At 39.1% G+C, this 16,677-nt stretch carries 21 protein-coding genes; 2 read left to right on the forward strand and 19 right to left on the reverse strand.

Annotated features, from left to right (window positions below; genetic code table 11):
- Positions 1-80 precede the first annotated feature (80 nt).
- The 11 genes from JOD21_RS00070 to JOD21_RS00120 all read right to left on the reverse strand — a co-directional run bounded on the left by JOD21_RS00070 (position 81) and on the right by JOD21_RS00120 (position 7,986).
- A complete protein-coding gene (locus JOD21_RS00070) occupies positions 81-338 on the reverse strand; it encodes a hypothetical protein (RefSeq protein ID WP_204727625.1) in 258 nt (85 codons plus the stop codon).
- Positions 335-1,249, reverse strand: coding sequence for a CobW family GTP-binding protein (locus JOD21_RS00075; protein WP_204727626.1), 915 nt, complete (start codon positions 1,247-1,249; stop codon positions 335-337). Before JOD21_RS00075 ends, JOD21_RS00070 begins: the two co-directional genes overlap by 4 nt.
- Positions 1,250-1,309: 60 nt before the next feature.
- Complete coding sequence (locus JOD21_RS00080; protein ID WP_204727627.1) at positions 1,310-2,803, reverse strand: S41 family peptidase; 1,494 nt, start codon at positions 2,801-2,803, stop codon at positions 1,310-1,312.
- 168 nt (positions 2,804-2,971) lie between these two features.
- Positions 2,972-3,676 (reverse strand): purine-nucleoside phosphorylase, encoded by a 705-nt coding sequence (gene deoD / locus JOD21_RS00085; RefSeq protein ID WP_204727628.1) that lies wholly within the window; start codon positions 3,674-3,676, stop codon positions 2,972-2,974.
- 98 nt (positions 3,677-3,774) lie between these two features.
- Positions 3,775-3,993, reverse strand: coding sequence for a YozE family protein (locus JOD21_RS00090; protein ID WP_204727629.1), 219 nt, complete (start codon positions 3,991-3,993; stop codon positions 3,775-3,777).
- A gap of 70 nt (positions 3,994-4,063) precedes the next feature.
- Positions 4,064-4,564 carry a PTS sugar transporter subunit IIA gene (locus tag JOD21_RS00095; protein WP_204727630.1) on the reverse strand — a complete coding sequence of 167 codons (501 nt, stop codon included), beginning with the start codon at positions 4,562-4,564 and terminating at the stop codon, positions 4,064-4,066.
- 94 nt (positions 4,565-4,658) lie between these two features.
- Positions 4,659-5,081, reverse strand: coding sequence for a peptide-methionine (R)-S-oxide reductase MsrB (gene msrB, locus JOD21_RS00100; protein ID WP_204727631.1), 423 nt, complete (start codon positions 5,079-5,081; stop codon positions 4,659-4,661).
- Positions 5,078-5,614 carry a peptide-methionine (S)-S-oxide reductase MsrA gene (gene msrA, locus JOD21_RS00105; RefSeq protein WP_204727632.1) on the reverse strand — a complete coding sequence of 179 codons (537 nt, stop codon included), beginning with the start codon at positions 5,612-5,614 and terminating at the stop codon, positions 5,078-5,080. The genes msrB and msrA overlap by 4 nt, the downstream gene beginning before the upstream one ends.
- A gap of 15 nt (positions 5,615-5,629) precedes the next feature.
- Entirely contained in the window at positions 5,630-6,205 is a 576-nt protein-coding gene (locus JOD21_RS00110) for a YpmS family protein (RefSeq protein ID WP_204727633.1), read from the reverse strand.
- Position 6,206: 1 nt separating this feature from the next.
- A complete protein-coding gene (locus JOD21_RS00115; protein ID WP_204727634.1) occupies positions 6,207-7,019 on the reverse strand; it encodes an SGNH/GDSL hydrolase family protein in 813 nt (270 codons plus the stop codon).
- 145 nt (positions 7,020-7,164) lie between these two features.
- Positions 7,165-7,986, reverse strand: a complete 822-nt coding sequence (locus JOD21_RS00120) for a DegV family protein (protein ID WP_204727635.1) — start codon at positions 7,984-7,986, stop codon at positions 7,165-7,167.
- A 247-nt stretch (positions 7,987-8,233) separates the two neighbouring features.
- Here JOD21_RS00120 and trhA point away from each other — a divergent pair, with 247 nt between their 5' ends.
- Entirely contained in the window at positions 8,234-8,869 is a 636-nt protein-coding gene (gene trhA / locus JOD21_RS00125) for a PAQR family membrane homeostasis protein TrhA (RefSeq protein WP_041122646.1), read from the forward strand.
- 35 nt (positions 8,870-8,904) lie between these two features.
- Here the strand turns inward: trhA and JOD21_RS00130 are convergent, their stop codons facing one another.
- Positions 8,905-9,387, reverse strand: a complete 483-nt coding sequence (locus JOD21_RS00130; protein ID WP_204727636.1) for a dihydrofolate reductase — start codon at positions 9,385-9,387, stop codon at positions 8,905-8,907.
- A 12-nt stretch (positions 9,388-9,399) separates the two neighbouring features.
- Positions 9,400-10,341, reverse strand: coding sequence for a thymidylate synthase (locus JOD21_RS00135; protein ID WP_204727637.1), 942 nt, complete (start codon positions 10,339-10,341; stop codon positions 9,400-9,402).
- Between the two features lie 268 nt (positions 10,342-10,609).
- On the opposite strand from JOD21_RS00135, the gene JOD21_RS00140 reads away from it, so the two are divergent.
- Positions 10,610-11,185, forward strand: coding sequence for a YpjP family protein (locus JOD21_RS00140; RefSeq protein ID WP_204727638.1), 576 nt, complete (start codon positions 10,610-10,612; stop codon positions 11,183-11,185).
- 38 nt (positions 11,186-11,223) lie between these two features.
- Here the strand turns inward: JOD21_RS00140 and JOD21_RS00145 are convergent, their stop codons facing one another.
- From JOD21_RS00145 to JOD21_RS00170, 6 genes are all read right to left on the reverse strand, one after another.
- Positions 11,224-11,997, reverse strand: a complete 774-nt coding sequence (locus JOD21_RS00145) for a class I SAM-dependent methyltransferase (RefSeq protein WP_204727639.1) — start codon at positions 11,995-11,997, stop codon at positions 11,224-11,226.
- Positions 11,998-12,006: 9 nt separating this feature from the next.
- Positions 12,007-12,441, reverse strand: a complete 435-nt coding sequence (locus JOD21_RS00150) for a BrxA/BrxB family bacilliredoxin (RefSeq protein ID WP_204727640.1) — start codon at positions 12,439-12,441, stop codon at positions 12,007-12,009.
- A 1-nt stretch (position 12,442) separates the two neighbouring features.
- The gene (locus tag JOD21_RS00155; RefSeq protein ID WP_204727641.1) at positions 12,443-13,582 is read right to left on the reverse strand and encodes a conserved virulence factor C family protein; all 1,140 of its coding nucleotides are present in this window, start codon (positions 13,580-13,582) and stop codon (positions 12,443-12,445) included.
- A 72-nt stretch (positions 13,583-13,654) separates the two neighbouring features.
- Positions 13,655-15,535, reverse strand: coding sequence for an ABC-F family ATP-binding cassette domain-containing protein (locus JOD21_RS00160; protein ID WP_204727642.1), 1,881 nt, complete (start codon positions 15,533-15,535; stop codon positions 13,655-13,657).
- Complete coding sequence (locus JOD21_RS00165) at positions 15,532-16,146, reverse strand: HD domain-containing protein (protein ID WP_204727643.1); 615 nt, start codon at positions 16,144-16,146, stop codon at positions 15,532-15,534. Before JOD21_RS00165 ends, JOD21_RS00160 begins: the two co-directional genes overlap by 4 nt.
- Positions 16,143-16,643, reverse strand: coding sequence for a hypothetical protein (locus tag JOD21_RS00170; RefSeq protein ID WP_204727644.1), 501 nt, complete (start codon positions 16,641-16,643; stop codon positions 16,143-16,145). Before JOD21_RS00170 ends, JOD21_RS00165 begins: the two co-directional genes overlap by 4 nt.
- Between the last annotated feature and the right edge of the window lie 34 nt (positions 16,644-16,677).

Raw genomic sequence — 16,677 nt, forward strand, 5'->3', positions numbered from 1 at the left:
ATAGCGGAAAACATTACATATATATAGCAGTTGACAACGTTTGCGAAAAATTCTTATTTATCAATTATGACAAGAGGTTATCATTTGTTAAAAGTCTGTTCATAAATCACCTTAATATAATCATTTAATAAACGCTGCTGCTCAGGTGTTAATTCTGAATCACAGATTAATTGCCTCGTTATCATGTATTTTTCTTCAGGAGTCCTTCTAAGACGTGGATGAGTATTCTCATCATACAAATCACTCATAATTGATGTATTCATCATTTCAATTGAATTAATCGGCCTGTTTTTCCACAATGAAGCATACAGCCTCAGCACAAGATGAGGATCTGTCATAACGCCAGGCGTTCCAGTTCTTTACGAATGTGCTCCACATTCAGGTTCTCACCAATAATCACAAAGTTTGCCGGCATTTTCATATCCTGCTCAAAGTAAAGAGGCATACCGTATGAATATTGAACAAGTGATGGGTACTTTTCATTTTTAAATGGAACGAATCCTTTCATACGGTACACTGTAGAGGATACCTCCCTCATCCAATCTTCAAATAACGTTCTTTCAACAGAATCCGAGAAAGTGTGGACAAGCACATTCAGATTTAACTCTTTATCAGCCCGGATGTTGGATGCCCCGGCATAATCTACTGTTTGAATGTTTTTAAGTTCAGCAAAGTTTATTTTGGCATGCTGGGTCATGATTATTTTCGAAGAAGTAATGGTTTGCAATTCGTTTAAAATAAAAGGTATCCGGCTCTCACTGATTAAATCCATCTTATTAAGCAGAACGAGACTCGAAAACCTGATCTGTTCTCTTAACAGCTGCAGCGCCTGCACAGATAAATTATCCCTGTTCTCCCACTGCATGACATCTACAGTGGTTAAAATCCCTTTGAATTCGAAACGGTCCGCAAATAAAGGTGACAGCACTGAATCTACTACTTCAACCGGATGCGCAACACCTGTAGTTTCAATAATGAGCGTGTCAAAACCCCCATCAAACAATAGCTGTTGAAGTTGACTTTCAAGTTTGTCCTGAATCGTACAGCAAATGCAGCCATCAAGTAATTCAGCTAAGGGTATATCACTGTCCACTTCTTCAGAATCAATCGATACTTTTCCTGCTTCATTCATCAATACAGCAGGTTTACGTCCACTTTTTTTCTCATATTGAATCAGGTTTTTTAATAATGTTGTTTTACCGCTTCCTAAAAATCCTGATAACAAATATACTGGTATATTCTGATTCATCTTCTCTTCCTTTCAAAAAAACCCGGCCGGTAAATGGCCAGGTTTTTTATTACTTTAATATTATGATGCTTCATCCACCTGAATGTCTGCTTCTTTAATCAAATAGTTAATCGCACTATTTTCCTGCGGGTCATCCTCTTCAAGCTGTTCACGAAGGCTTAGCATAATAGAGGATGCCGTTTCAGCATTTATGACGCCTGTAACTTCCAGGTCATTTTGCTCCTGATACGTTTCTACAGCGTTAACAGTAGATTCATCATATAAACCATCAACATCACCCGGGTTAATGCCTAAAGCATTTAGCATTTCCTCGGCAGTTTTCACCTGCTCTGAGAGGATAGACTCTTCAAGAGGTGTATCTATATTTAAATATGGAAGTGTTGCATAGTCCGGCATATCCACTTCAGTAGTTGGTGCTACTCCCTCTTCATGTACCCAGTTATCTTCAGGTGTTAACCAGCGTGCAGTAGTAATTTTCAAATTAGATGAATCATTGAAATCCTCTGCTGTTTGAACAGTTCCTTTGCCAAATGTATTTTTACCAAACAAAGGAATATCAGCTGTTTCATTAACTGCTGCTGCAACAATTTCAGATGCACTTGCACTTCCTTCATCAATCAGAACAGCGGTTGGCACTTCAACTTTATCGCCTTCCTGTGCTGCAATGACTTGCTTATCACCATTACTCTCTTCAATTTGTACAATCGTTTCACCGGCAGGTACAAATAAATTAGCTATTGAAATAGCCTGTGGCAGCAGTCCACCCGGATTTTGTCTCAGGTCTAACACTAATGCCTGCATACCCTGTGATTCAAGATCTTTCAGTGCTTCAGTCAGTTCATCATAAGTCGTTTCAGAAAAACTAGTCAGCTGGACTGTTGCTACATTCTGATCATTCATTTCATAGTATACAGTTTCTAATGGAATATCATCCCGTGTGATGGTCAGGTCCATTGTTTCCTGATTACCAGGTCTTTGAATCGTTAACGTTACATCAGTTCCTTTTTCACCTCTGATCAGTAAGACTGCCTCAGAAGCGCTCATACCCTGTATACTCTCACCGTCTACAGCCAGAATCTGATCATTTGGCTGAATACCAGCTCTTTCTGCAGGTGATCCCTTGATTGGAGATACAACGGTGATCAAGTCATTCATTGATTGAATTTCTGCACCAATGCCCTGAAAGCTTGAAGTAATATTTTCATTGAACTGTGCAGTTTCTTCCTGATTCATGTAATCAGAATAAGGGTCTCCAAGTGAATCAACCATTCCATTAATAGCCCCATTAATCAGATCTTCCTCAGTGTATTCAAGAAAGTAATTTTCCTGAATCTTATCATAGGCTTCGTAAAGTTTATTGAATTCAGTTCGTTCCTGCACGCCCACTGTTACTGCTTTTTCATCACCAAACGACAGTGCGAAAATGGAAATTCCAGCAGTCGCTAATACAGTGAAAAATAAAAGCATCACGAAATGAAATTTCTTTATATTTACATAGTTGGACAAGGTCTCTTTTGCTTCTTCCTTTGTCACATTTTGATGCTCATTATCCATTTTTTCACCACTTTCTCAACTTACGCTTTTGACAATCTACTTTATCTTAACAGCTTTGAGTATTAAGGAAAAGTAAAATATGAACATTCATCAATATGTCGAAATTGAATATGTATTGACATAGTAAACAAGAAATAAAACCGGCTGCAATAGGCAGCCGGTTAAATATTATTCTGCAATCGCAGCGTCTAATGCGACGACAATCATATCATTGAATGTAACCTGGCGCTCTTCTGAAGAAGTCGCTTCACCTGTTAAGATGTGGTCGCTTACAGTTAATACAGAAAGTGCTTTTCTGCCATGCTTAGCAGCAAGCGTGTAAAGTGCAGAAGTCTCCATCTCTACAGCTAAAATGCCATACTGAGCCCATTTTTCGTGCTCTGCATTATCATCATAGAAGATATCAGCTGTAAATACGTTACCAACCTGAAGATTAAGCCCTTTTTCAAGACCGGCATCATAAGCATTTTTTAATAGTCCAAAGTCAGCTGCAGGTGCGTAATCAACACCTTTAAACGTTCTTTGATTCATATTATTGTCAGTAGATGCAGTCATGGCAAGGATAACGTCACGGACTTTTACGTCTTTCTGGATTGCTCCACATGTACCTACGCGGATCAGATTTTTCACACCATATTCCTCAATCAGCTCATTTGCATAAATCGAAATTGATGGAACACCCATTCCGGTACCCTGTACAGAAATTTTATGTCCTTTATATGTACCAGTATAACCGAACATATTTCTTACTTCGTTATAGCAGGTTACATCTTCAAGAAAAGTTTCAGCAATATATTTTGCTCTTAATGGATCACCAGGTAGTAGTACCGTTTCTGCGATATCACCTTTTTTTGCACCGATATGAATACTCATTAATTGTTCCTCCCTTACCTTTATGAAGCCTTATTGTAGCCTGTTTCTCTTTAATTATCAACTGATTTAGTGTTTCGGAGTTGCTACTAAGTTTCTTGCTATCTTTTATCATTTTTATATTCATCCCACAGTTCATCAAACGTGACTGCAAGCGAGTAATAAATGTCGCTTGTTTCAATGTAGCTGCTGATTTCATCATAATTTTTAGATCTTTTGGGAAAGCTGCTGTCATCATATATTTTATTTGCCAGCTCTTCTTTTGAATCTCTTGCCACCGGTTCTCTGTATTTTAGTACATAATGATAAAATGTTTTCACCTGCTCACCCCCTGATAAAAAATCATACCATAAAAAAACTGCTCTTCAATGCTGAAGAGCAGTCATTAGGTTATTTAGAAGATACGTTCAATACCGTATCCTGTCCTGCCTGTACAAAAGATGCAGTCATTTTTTCAATGCCTGCCAGATCGTCACCGTTTGTAACAATTACCGGTGTAATAATGCTTTTTGCTTCTGAACGGACCAGCTCAAGATCAAACGTTACCAGCGGATCACCTACACTTACTTTTGACCCCTCAGATACATGTGCTTCAAATCCATTACCTTCCATTGAAACAGTTTCAAGACCAATATGGATTAAAATTTCAGCTCCATTTTTTGCTTTAAGCCCGATGGCGTGTTTTGTAGGAAATACCTGAACAACTTCTCCGTCAATTGGTGAAACAACTTTCCCATCTGTCGGTTCCACTGCCACTCCGTCACCCATCATTTTTTGGGAAAATACAGGATCCGGTACTTCATCAAGTGTTAACAGATTTCCTGTCAGTGGAGACTTAATTTCAACATTTTTAGGTGCTTCTTCTTTTTTACCAAATAATTTTTTTAACATCTAATCACGCTCCTCATGTATATATAGACAATTTACCATCCCGCTAAACTTTCGCATAAAGCAGTCTATCAGATTGTTCATATATTCACAAGCATCATTCCTCAAACAATTTTTTATATTGCGCATACCCTTCCTGCTCAAGGTCTTTATACGGTACAAACCTCATTGCTGCTGAGTTAATACAATATCTTAATCCTGAGGGTCCGGGACCATCATCGAATACATGTCCAAGATGTGCATCTGCTTCATTTGATCGGACCTCAGTCCGGATCATGAAGTGACTTGTATCTTTCTTCTCACTAATTTCACTCTCGTCAATCGGCTTTGTAAAGCTAGGCCAGCCACAACCTGCATCATATTTATCTTTCGAACTGAAAAGTGGTTTCCCTGAAATAATATCTACATAGATACCGTCTCCGAATTCATCCCAGTATTCATTTTTAAAAGGCGGTTCTGTACCATTATTCTGTGTAACCTCATATTGCATTTTATTTAACTGCTCCAGATTCTTCTTCATTTATTAAACAACTCCTTATTCTGTTCAACCAGCTTTTTTCTGCCAGAGCCTGTGTAGTAGGCCTGATAATGTGCCGGGTTTTTTTGATAATAATTTTGATGTGCCTCTTCTGCCGGATAAAATTCTTTGGCTTCAAGTATATCAGTTACAATCGGCTTTTTATATTTACCGCTGTCCTGCAATTCTCTTTTTGATTTCTCGGCCAGCTTTCTCTGTTCTTCATCATGGAAGTAGATAGCCGTTTTATATGATTCACCGCGATCAAAAAACTGACCGTCGCTGTCAGTGGGATCAATTTGTATCCAGAAGAGCTCAAGCAGCTTTTCATATGGATATACATCAGGATCAAACTCAATTTGAACAGCCTCGCGATGTCCGGTTTTTTCACTGCAGACTTCCTCGTAAGTGGGATTCGCTGTATGGCCTCCTGTATAACCTGATGTTACTTTATGAATCCCGGGTTCCTGATCAAAAGGTTTCACCATACACCAGAAGCATCCTCCTGCAAATGTAGCTTTTTCATACTGTGCCATATTCAACCACTCCTATCATTGAGGTACATAAATAGAAAAAGATATTTCATCTTCTTCCAGATTAAATTCATTCGTCTTAACATTAAGGCCTTCAGGTACATCAATTTCTGTAACCTGAACCACTATCTGCTGATTCTGGGGTTCCATGACTACCCAGTCGGGAAATTCGTATGAATCATTAATAAATTTCAAAACACTGGATACGGGAAGATCAATTGCTCCGAGAGACAGACTTTCCTGCGTTAACAGTAAATTCCCGTTTTCAAGTGCATTTGCTTCAAATGACATTTGAAAATCAATCGTCGTACTGAAAATTGGAATTTCACCATTTAACTTTACCCTGTCATCAAATAGCACGGAGTAATCGATAGAACCGCCAAGTTCTTCCTCGATAAATCTGTTCGCCATAATTGTCAGGTCTTCCCGGTTTGTAATTACTTCAAATTCCGCCCCAGGTTCTGGTGAAGCAGAAGGAGTCGCAATGGCCTGTTCACCTTCCACCGGACGCATTAATAAATAAATCACCATTGCTGCTGTAAGAATTACGATAAGCAGTAATCCAAAAAATAAAAATTTCCAGGTATTTTTCATATCAATCATCTCCTTGACTGCTGCCACCATCTAGTACTTCGATTACACCTTTTTCAATTCTTTCCGCTATTAATGAGTATCCATCATCATTCGGATGAAAATAATCAGTATGGAGTAAATTCTGATCAGTCTGTCTAAAGATATCAGCTACTTCCACAAATGCAGTATCTTCGTAATCATTTAATATAGCCTCTCCTGAAGCATTCCAGGTTTCAACAATCATTTTCATTTCTTTAACGTCTGCTGAAAAAATAAAAAATGGATTATAAATACCCATCAAAACAATCGAAATATCCGGATTTAATTCTCTGATATCTGATAAAATTGTTGCCAGCTTCTCTTCATAATTCAGCCTGGCCCCTTCAAAATTTTCAAATGTCATTGAAGGGAACGTCGACTTTACAACTTTCATCACATCATTCCCGCCGATTGTGATCACAGCTACATCAGATGATGCAATGGCTGTACGGATCTCCTCTTCTTCTTTAATTCTTTTTAAAAGCTGATCCGAACGGTTTCCGCGTTTCCCGTAATTTAAAATATTTACTTCCCCAAATTCTGTTCTCTCTTCAAGGCTGTCCTCAAGGATTGGGACGTAACCACCTAAATCCTGACTGTCCCCAACTCCCTGGGTTAAAGAATCTCCCAGTGAAACGATGTTCAGTGGTTCCGGTAAAAAATCTTCGTCCGGCAGTTTTTTATCTGATAGTTCTATTTCTCTTTTCTCCTGTTCAGCGGAACTATACTGACATCCTGTCATAATCATAAGTGAGCTGCTCACTATCATTAATAGTAACTTTCTCAATTTTTTCACCTGCCTAAATCCTCTACTACCATTATATCACCTGGAAATCATGTTCAAACAATTACCTGTTTGGTGAAAGTGCTGAAAAAACTGTGCCCAAATGCCGGACACAGTTCATCATTTTTTTATTAAAGTTTTTTATCACTTATGACATTTATTCGTAATAGTACATAAACCCGATCGCACCTTTACCTGTATGGGTCGAGATTACAGGAGTCGTTTCGCTTAGGAATACTTCCTCATTGATTTTACCGGATACTTTTTCTGCGAGGGGCATTCCATCAGCGTGCACAATACTGACTTCTTTTACTTTTTTCCCTCTGGTGTCCTGCTCGTATTGAGTGATCAGGTATTTCGCGACCTGATTATAATTTCTTGCTTTTGAGACAGGCGTGTATTCTCCACCAGCCAGAGAAGCGATTGGTTTAATATTCAGGAGTGACCCTAAAAAAGCTCTTCCCTTGCCAATTCTTCCGCCTTTCACAAGGTTTTCCAGTGTATCAACCACAACAAACAATGAAGAATGATCTTTGACTTTTTTAATCAGGCTGACAATCTCTTCTGAACTTTTACTTTCAGAAGCTGCTTTTGCAGATTCAATTACCTGATAAGCCAGCGCTCTGGAGATAAACCCTGAGTCAATCACAGTCACTTTCGTATCAGTCAAGTCTGCTGCACTTTCTGCAGATCTGACTGTACCGCTCATTTTACCTGTCATATGAATTGAGATGACTTCTGAACCGTCTTCACCCAATCGATCATAAACCTCTTTAAACGCCCCTGCAGATGGCTGTGAGCTCTTAGGCAATTCTTTAGAAGACGCCATTTTCTGCATAAATTCTGATGGAGATATTTCGAACCGGTCCAAATACGATTCTCCATCAATCACTAATGTTAATGGTACAACTGTTATTCCATACTTTTCAATTTCTTCATTAGTTAAATCTGAAGTAGAGTCAGTCACTATTTTAATCATCCAACTACCCCTTATCCAATAGGTTATTATTCATTATTATACTCGTTCATTGTATATTCTCATAATACTTCAGGCGTTATTTATAAATTAGTGACAGTTGTCATACATACCCGGCAAATAAAGGCTGTAAACGCTTTTTCAGACTAATAATTATCTATGACAAATTCAGTCACCTCTTTAATCGTTGCCTGAATAATATGATAGCAGTACAATAATAAAAACAGAAACACTTTGAGGTGATATTCACTTGGATACTTTCGACTATAAAGATAAAAGAGAAGAATTTTGGAATGCCGTTACACATGGAGCCGGCTTTTTACTGTCCATCCCTGCTTTGGTGATGATTATTCTTGCAGCAGTTGAAAGAGGGACAGCCTGGCATATTGTCAGTTTTGCAATTTTTGGTTCCACCATGCTTATTTTGTATCTATGCTCAACACTTCTGCACAGTGTCAGAACTGAAAAGTTGAAACGCTTTTTTGCTATCCTGGATCATTCAGCTATCTATCTGCTGATTGCAGGTACTTATACACCATTTGTCCTTGTTACAATTAGAGATCCGCTCGGCTGGACGATATTTGGTCTTGTCTGGGGACTCGCTGTAGCAGGCATCGTATTTAAATGTTATTTTGTAGACCGGTATCAGATTATTTCTACATTATTTTATGTTCTGATGGGCTGGCTGATCATTATCGCAGCAGTTCCACTGTATAATGAACTCTCTCCTGCAGGATTTGGTCTTCTTCTGACAGGTGGATTATTTTATTCAGTCGGTGCTATATTTTATGTTTGGAGAAAGATTCCATACAATCATGCGATCTGGCATTTGTTTGTCATAGCAGGAAGTGCATTTATGTATTTCTGCGTGTACTTTTACGCATAAAAAATTCAGAAGAGCGAGCGCTCTTCTGAATTTTTTTATTTTTTGTCATAAACTCTATATTCATAAAAGTAAGGATTTTGTTCATTTTCAATACCTTTTGTATTCGATACAAGTTTCCAATTATCTGTTGAATACGCTGGAAAGTAAGTATCACCGTCAAATTCTTCATGAATAAGGGTAATATATAGTCTGTCCGCTTTCTCAAGCGCCATCTTATAGATCTCTCCTCCGCCAATGACAAATCCTTCTTCATCTTCATTCAGCAGATTTAATCCATCATCGAGATCATGTACAACAATAGCACCGTCATGGGACCAGTCTTTGTTACTTGTCAGAACAATATTTTTCCTATTTTTTAATGGTCCATTCATTGACTCAAACGTTTTTCTGCCCATCAGTATACTGTGTCCGGATGTCACTCTCTGAAAATACCTGAGATCATCCGGTAAGTTCCACGGCATATCACCATTTTTTCCGATCACACGATTAAGGTCATGAGCACTGATCATAGAAATCAAATATAACTCCTCCTAAACTGCCACAGGTGCTTTGATAGCAGGATGTGGATGATAATTTTCAATCTTAATGTCATCAGGTGTTAAATCATATATTGATTTTTCGGAGTTGCTACTAAGTATTGGGCTATCTTTAAAATCTCTCCCAAGCTGCGTTTTTACCTGTTCAATATGATTTGAGTAAATATGTGCGTCACCAATTGTATGAATAAATTCTCCGACAGCTAACCCGCATTCATTCGCAATCAGGTGTGTGAGTAACGCGTAACTTGCTATATTAAATGGAATCCCGAGAAATAAGTCGCCGCTTCTCTGATATAACTGGCATGACAGTTTACCATCAGCTACATAGAACTGAAAAAGTGTGTGACATGGTGGAAGCGCCATAGACGGTACATCTTCAGGGTTCCAGGCACTGACGATATGTCTCCTTGAATCCGGAGAATGCCTGATTGAATGAATGACGTCCTGAAGCTGATCAATTGTTTCACCGTTTGATTTCTTCCAGTTGCGCCACTGTTTGCCATACACTGATCCCAGATCACCGTATTGATCTGCAAAAGATTGATCCTGAAGGATTTTATCCTGAAAAATTTTCATCTGTTCATGATATTGTTCTCTGAATGCTTCATCTTCAAGTGACCTTAAACCAAAATTAGTCATATCAGGCCCTGAGTAATCATCTGATTCTATCCAGTTTTTAAATGCCCATTCATCCCATATATGATTATTGTGTTCTAAGAGGTATTTTATATTCGTTTCCCCTTTTATAAACCACAGCAGTTCACTGACAATCAGCTTAAAGGGCACCCGCTTGGTAGTAACGAGTGGGAAACCTTCCTGGAGATCAAAGCGCATCTGATGACCAAACAGGCTGATTGTGCCCGTTCCTGTTCGGTCACTCTTACTGGTTCCTTCTTTTAATACTTTTTCAAGCAGTTCATGATATTGTTTCATTTATTTGCCCTCCGTTTTATGCTGATGTAAATAAAAAGCTGGCATCAGCCAGCTTTAGATCATTCAGCAAATTGTAAATACACAAAGTATGCAAGCATTAATAAAAATCCGATTGAAATCATGATTTCTTCCACTGTCATAACCTCCTGTTCAGTGAACATTTTTAGAAAACTGAAGCTTTTCTTTTCGTATTCTAGTATAATTGATTTAACATTATCAGTCCATAACAGATTGATCTGCACTTCAGTGATGAAAGGAATAGATGCATATGCCTAACTGGATTAAAAAGTCTTTTGTCATTTTAATTTCAATCCTGACGTTTGGTATGATCTCACCACAGGATCTGCTCGCAGGAAATAATCAAAAATCAGATGAACAGCAGTTTGCAACTGACCACTTGGAAGTTACGCCTTTACCGGCACTTAATAAAGAGCAGACAGCAGAGCAATTGATTTCACAGGCTAAAGAAATTACGGCCACAAAACTAGGGGAACGAATCCTTCCGAGAATCGAATCTGACTTTGAATCAGAAGTAATACCAAAAATAGAAGAAATCATTATGGATCTTTTCGATACATATCCAGAGGAAGAAATCACTGATTTAGCCATCTCTCCGGTGGTTGGAAAAGGTGATGGGGAAAGAATCTTTCATATTATGGACACAAAATCAAATGATGAAATTCTATATTTTCATGTGAGAAAAGACCGCCCACCTCTAGAGGGGTACAGTTTTAATTTCCATTATCATTCAGCAGAAGACGGATTTGAAACTCATCACGAATTAGCAGAAATTTATTGGGGAAAAGATACACCTGCCAGGTTTGGCTCAGAGCAGGTTCATTAACATGTTAAAGGCTGAAACACCGGTATTAAACGGATGTTTCAGCCTTTATTTATGATCCCGTAATGCTGCTTTGTCGACTGTCTGATCAGTTGAGTAAAGCCAAATGCTGAAAAACGGTGGGATCTGAAATGGTCTTTTAACATAACCTTTTTTCTCGATACTCTTTTCGCTTCATTAATTGCATTTGACAGATTTTCATCCTGTATATATGCCAGCTTTTTTAATGGAGAAATCCCTTCTGACTCAATTGTTTCTGTAAACATTGGATCAAAGTACACGACATCATAACTGTTATCAGGACAGGATTGTAAAAAGGTAAAAGCATCTGCATGAAACAATTTGATTTGTCTCATTGCCCGGTTAATATCCTCAGACCTGTGGGTAAAAGTTTTTAATCCCTGCCCTGTAATAAATGCAATTTCTTTTCTGGCTTCAATGGCCGTCGCCGGTTGATTGCAATACCAGGAAGCTACAAGGGCATCAGAGGCCATACCTGCAGTACAGTCAAGAAACAGATCATCAGAAGACAGATCCGCTGCCTGTATCAGTGGATCTGTCTCTCCATTCATCATTCTTTTTATCCGGAATGAAGCTGAATTGGGGTGGTAAAAGAAAGGTTTCTCCACATCAGCACTAAAGTATTCAAATCTTTTATCTCCTGCAATCAGAATATCATCCCTGTAGACTTCCTGCAGAGAAGAAATAGATCTTTTATTTCTGTCAACCACCTGGGCATCACTGAAATACTCAGATGCAATTTTAAGATTTGAGAAAGACCCCGCACCAGGCCTTCCTGATGTTGTAATGATCACTGAATAATCCTAGCAGTGCTGATCCATCGCGGATTTCAGATTATCCACAATGTCTTCAACTTCATGATCTTCTATCTCTTCACGTGGAATAAAATGTACAACTTCATTATCTTTTAACAGCATGATTGATGGCGACGAAGGTTCAAAATCCGGGAACTGAGCACGCATTTTTGCTGTAGCTTCTTTATCCTGACCTGCAAATACTGTCACGAGATGGTCGGGCTCTTTGTCATGTGTGATTAAGGCCTGAGTCACTGCAGGACGTGCCAGTCCTGCTGCACACCCGCAAACTGAATTAACAACCACAAGAGAAGTACCTTTTGACTCTTCTAAGAAAGATTCTACTTCTTCTTCTGTTCTAAGTTCCTGAAATCCTGCCTGCGTGAGTTCCTGTCTCATCGGTTTAACCAATTGTCTCATATATTCTTCATATGCCATTGACATGTTATTTTTCCTCCATTCTTTGCTTTCTGGCTTCTGTCATCTGCTTCCAGACAGAGCCTTTTGCTTCCTGACCTTCGGAAATCCTTTCAATCGCCATTTTAATCTGCAATTTAACTTCAAATTCAGGGTCATCTTCTGCAGCTCTTAACGCTTCAAGTGATTCAGCTGTTCCTGCTTCATATAAGAACATTGCTGCTCTCCAGCGGACAAGCTTATTTTTATCAGACAGAGCTTTCATCATTTCACGCTCTGCAGCAGGAAACCCTAAATCTGACAAACAATCCCCTGCAGTTCTTCTGACAGATGCGTTTTTATCGTTAAGCCCCTTATATAATGATGGAAGAACTTCTTCGTCTTCAATCATGCCGAGGTAAACGACTGCAAGTCTTCTGACTGATACTTTTTCATCTTCAAGTGCTACATTCAGCATTGGGATATCATCTGTACCCGGTTCAGGAATCTGTTCGAGCAGCTGGTACCTTTCCTGCCATGTTTCACAGTTTCTTAACGTGTCAGCGGAGATCTTTTTCAGTTCCCTGCTCTTAACAGGCGTATCACCTGCTTCCCGTGACGCTTCTACAATTGCCTGAACTCTGCTCGATGGATAAGATGCGAGAATTTCATCTGTTACTTCTTCAGCTATTTTATCCAGGTCTCCATACCGGATGCCAAAATCTTTCCATTTTCTCTGAAGGACAACGTTATCGCCTTCAAGCTGTGCATTGCTCATTGCCTGAGCAAAATAATCAGGTAAACCATAACGCTTTTCCTCATCACCAGTCAGTAATTTTATCTGAAGTGGAATTCCTTTGAACTGAAGAACCTGGACATTTACTTCTCCAAAATGTTCATCAGCCTTTTCTTCAATTTCCTCTTCCTCTGTATCTTCACCAAATATAGCACGCACTTCCGGCAGTACTGCCTCCCAATCCGCTTTCGGGTGACGTTCAACCGCCAGGAAATCAGCTACGTGGTAGATTCCCTTCACTCCATCAATCTCCAGCAATTGTTTAATTTTCAAAGGGGCATTTGCCGCATCATCTTTTTTATAATTGTTACTTTTACCACCAGCAAGTGCCTCATCTACAATGACCTTCATTGTATTAGGACTCGGCGTTGGTTCTATCGATAATATTTTCAACGTTATCCCTCCGGTTTTTGCCAATTCTAGTTGCATTGTATCATAATAGATTTTTCAATTGAACAAATGGGCTTACTCAGCATATTCAGAAAGGTAACTCCACCGCTCAATTAATTCTTCAAGCTTTTGATTAAGTGTAGCAAGTTCTTCATTAATCTCTTCTGCTCTCATATAATCGCTGCCGGTTTCATTCAATTCAAGTTCGAGCGCTTCTATCAGCATCTCTTTTTCTTCTATCGTAGAAGTAATTGTTTCCCACTCAAGTTTCTCTTTGTACGATAATCTTGTTTTCTCTTTCGCTTCACCCGCCGGTTTCTCTTCGGCATTCTTATTAGGTGCTTCCTGAGTTTTTTCCATGCCAGATGAAAATTTCATTTCAAGATAAGTTGAATAATCGTCCAGTGTGATATCAGGCGTTTCTGACTGATTGAGAATGATCAGTTTTTCTGCTGTTTTATCAAGGAAATATCTGTCGTGAGAGACAGTGATGACGACACCTTTAAACCCTTCAAGAAAATTTTCAAGAACGGTCAGTGTTTGTGTATCAAGATCATTAGTAGGCTCGTCTAACATTAGAACATTAGGCTGTTTCATTAATAATTTTAATAAGAACAGTCTTCTCTTTTCTCCGCCGGACAGCTTATATATCGGAGTTCCATGGACTTCAGGAGGAAATAAGAACTGTTCAAGGATCTGGGATGGTGAAACAGTTCCATCAGCGGTCTCAATCGCCTCAGCTGATTCACGTATATATTCAATCATTCGCATCGTTTGATCCATCTCTTCGATTTCCTGGGAAAAATAGCCGATCTTTACTGTTTGTCCGATATCCACACTGCCGCTGTCAGGCTTAATTCTTCCTGCGATCAAGTTCATTAATGTTGATTTCCCGCTCCCGTTGGACCCAACAATTCCGATTCTGTCTCCCGGAGTTACAAGCAGACTGAAATCTTTAAATAACACCTGATCATACGCTTTAGTTACTGCCTTAAGCTCTATCACCTGTTTACCCAGCCGGCTGCTGAGAGACCCGATATTAAGCTCAGAATCATCCTGGTTTCCAACCGATTTTTCAAGTGTCTCAAAACGCTGGATTCTAGCTTTTTGTTTCGTCGTTCGCGCCTTAGCGCCTTTTCGCATCCAGGCCAGTTCGTTTTTATAAAGATTATTCTTTTTTCTTTCTTCAGAAGCCTGCTGCTCTTCACGTTCTGCTTTCGTTTCAATAAACTGCTGATAATTCCCTTTGTATTTATATGCTTTTCCTTTTTCAAGTTCCAGCATAGAATTTGATACCTGGTCAATAAAATAACGGTCATGTGATACGAATAAAATCGCTCCACTGTACTTTTGTAAGTATTGGCCCAGCCAGAGTATCGCTTCATAATCAAGGTGGTTCGTAGGTTCATCCAGCAGCAGCAGATCCGGTTCCTCAAGCAGCACCTGAGCCAGTGCCACTCTCTTTTTCTGACCACCGGACAACTGACTGATTTTCATTTCAGTCTGATTCATACCAAGTTTTGACAAAACCGCTTTTGCTTTTGCAGCAGCATCCCAGGCATTATGTTCATCCATCTTCTGCTGGATGCTGAGCATTCTCTCCTGAATTTGATCCGACTCAGGATTTTTCTCGAATTCATTCATGATCATTTGATACTGGTTCATCAGCTTTGTTATGTCAGCGTCACTTTCAAAAACTGTTTCCATCACCGTTAAATGGTCATTCAGGTCCGGCTCCTGGTCCAGCAGCTTAATCGTATAATTTTTCGGATATTCAATTTCACCGGTGTCAGCGTATTCTTTTCCGGCAATCATTTTCATTAGGGTTGATTTGCCTGTTCCATTGACTCCGATCAGACCAATTTTATCAGTATCAGTGATTGTGAATGACAAATCCTGAAACAGATTTTTTTCCCCATACGCTTTTTGCACATTCAAAACTTTACACTGCTTCATTTCTTACCATTCCATTCGTTTAGAAATTGATCTTTAAATTGCTCTAAGAATATATGCCTCTCAAGTGCAATTTTATAGCCTGTTTTCGTATTCATGATATCTTTCAGCTTTAACAGTTTTTTATCGAAGTGATCAATGACTGAAGGTTCCCCGCTCTTTATGCTGTAAAGCTTTTGACCGCCGGCTCCCCCATATGTAAATGCACGTGCTGCACCTATTGCACCTATTGCATCGAGCCTGTCAGCATCCGCAACAATTTGACTCTCAAATCCTCCCTGGAATAGATCTCTGTTCCGGAAGCTGACTGCTTTAATTTGCGGAATCAGATAATCTTTTTCGGCCGGTGAAAATTCAAGCAGGCTGATCATCCGATTCAGAAATTCAGCTGCCTCTTCAGGACTGCGATGCATTTTATCATCACCTGCATCATGAAAAAGCGAGATTAGTTCAACTAATTCTTTCTGTTTTACTCCTTCTATCTCTGCAATTTTCAGTGCAAGGTTTTTTACTCTGAGGATGTGATCCCATCCATGACCCTTCCTGTCACCCCTGTGAAATAAGTACATTTGCTGCTCGGCTTTTTTTAATTGGTGGAGGGATATATTAATCAACGTTCTGTAACCTCCAGTAAATCGAGTGTTTCTATAACGAAGTAAACCATATCTTCTATATCTCTCAGCATATCTTCTGTAATTGTTCTATCAAAACGGACAACTGCCTCACAGAAATCAGGGTTTCTTGTTGAGGTGATCTTCCTTATATCATAACATCTGTTCTCTCCCCATTGCTTAGAGAGCACACTTAATTCTGATTCAGACCATGCATCGCCATATTTTCTGAAAATAATAGATATAGCTGCGCCTGCCTCAACTTCTTTATTGCCCGGCAGTAATTCTGCTGTCAGCTTTTTCAGGTCTGCATACAGATTCATGTCAGCTTCAAATACATTTTCTTTCACATGAAAAGTTAAATTAAAACTGCGGCATAAGGTTGCAATATCGACCTGGTCTGTACGTGAAGTGATCTTAATAGTACCATCTAGATCCCGGTCATAAACTGTACCTTCCAATACGGTTTTTAAGTTATCAAAAGCTGTTGGATCAAACATAGTGCCTCCCGCATTCTTTTTCGTCATCATAGCA

It is taken from the genome of Jeotgalibacillus terrae (assembly GCF_016908195.1).
In the GTDB taxonomy this organism is placed as follows: domain Bacteria; phylum Bacillota; class Bacilli; order Bacillales; family Jeotgalibacillaceae; genus Jeotgalibacillus; species Jeotgalibacillus terrae.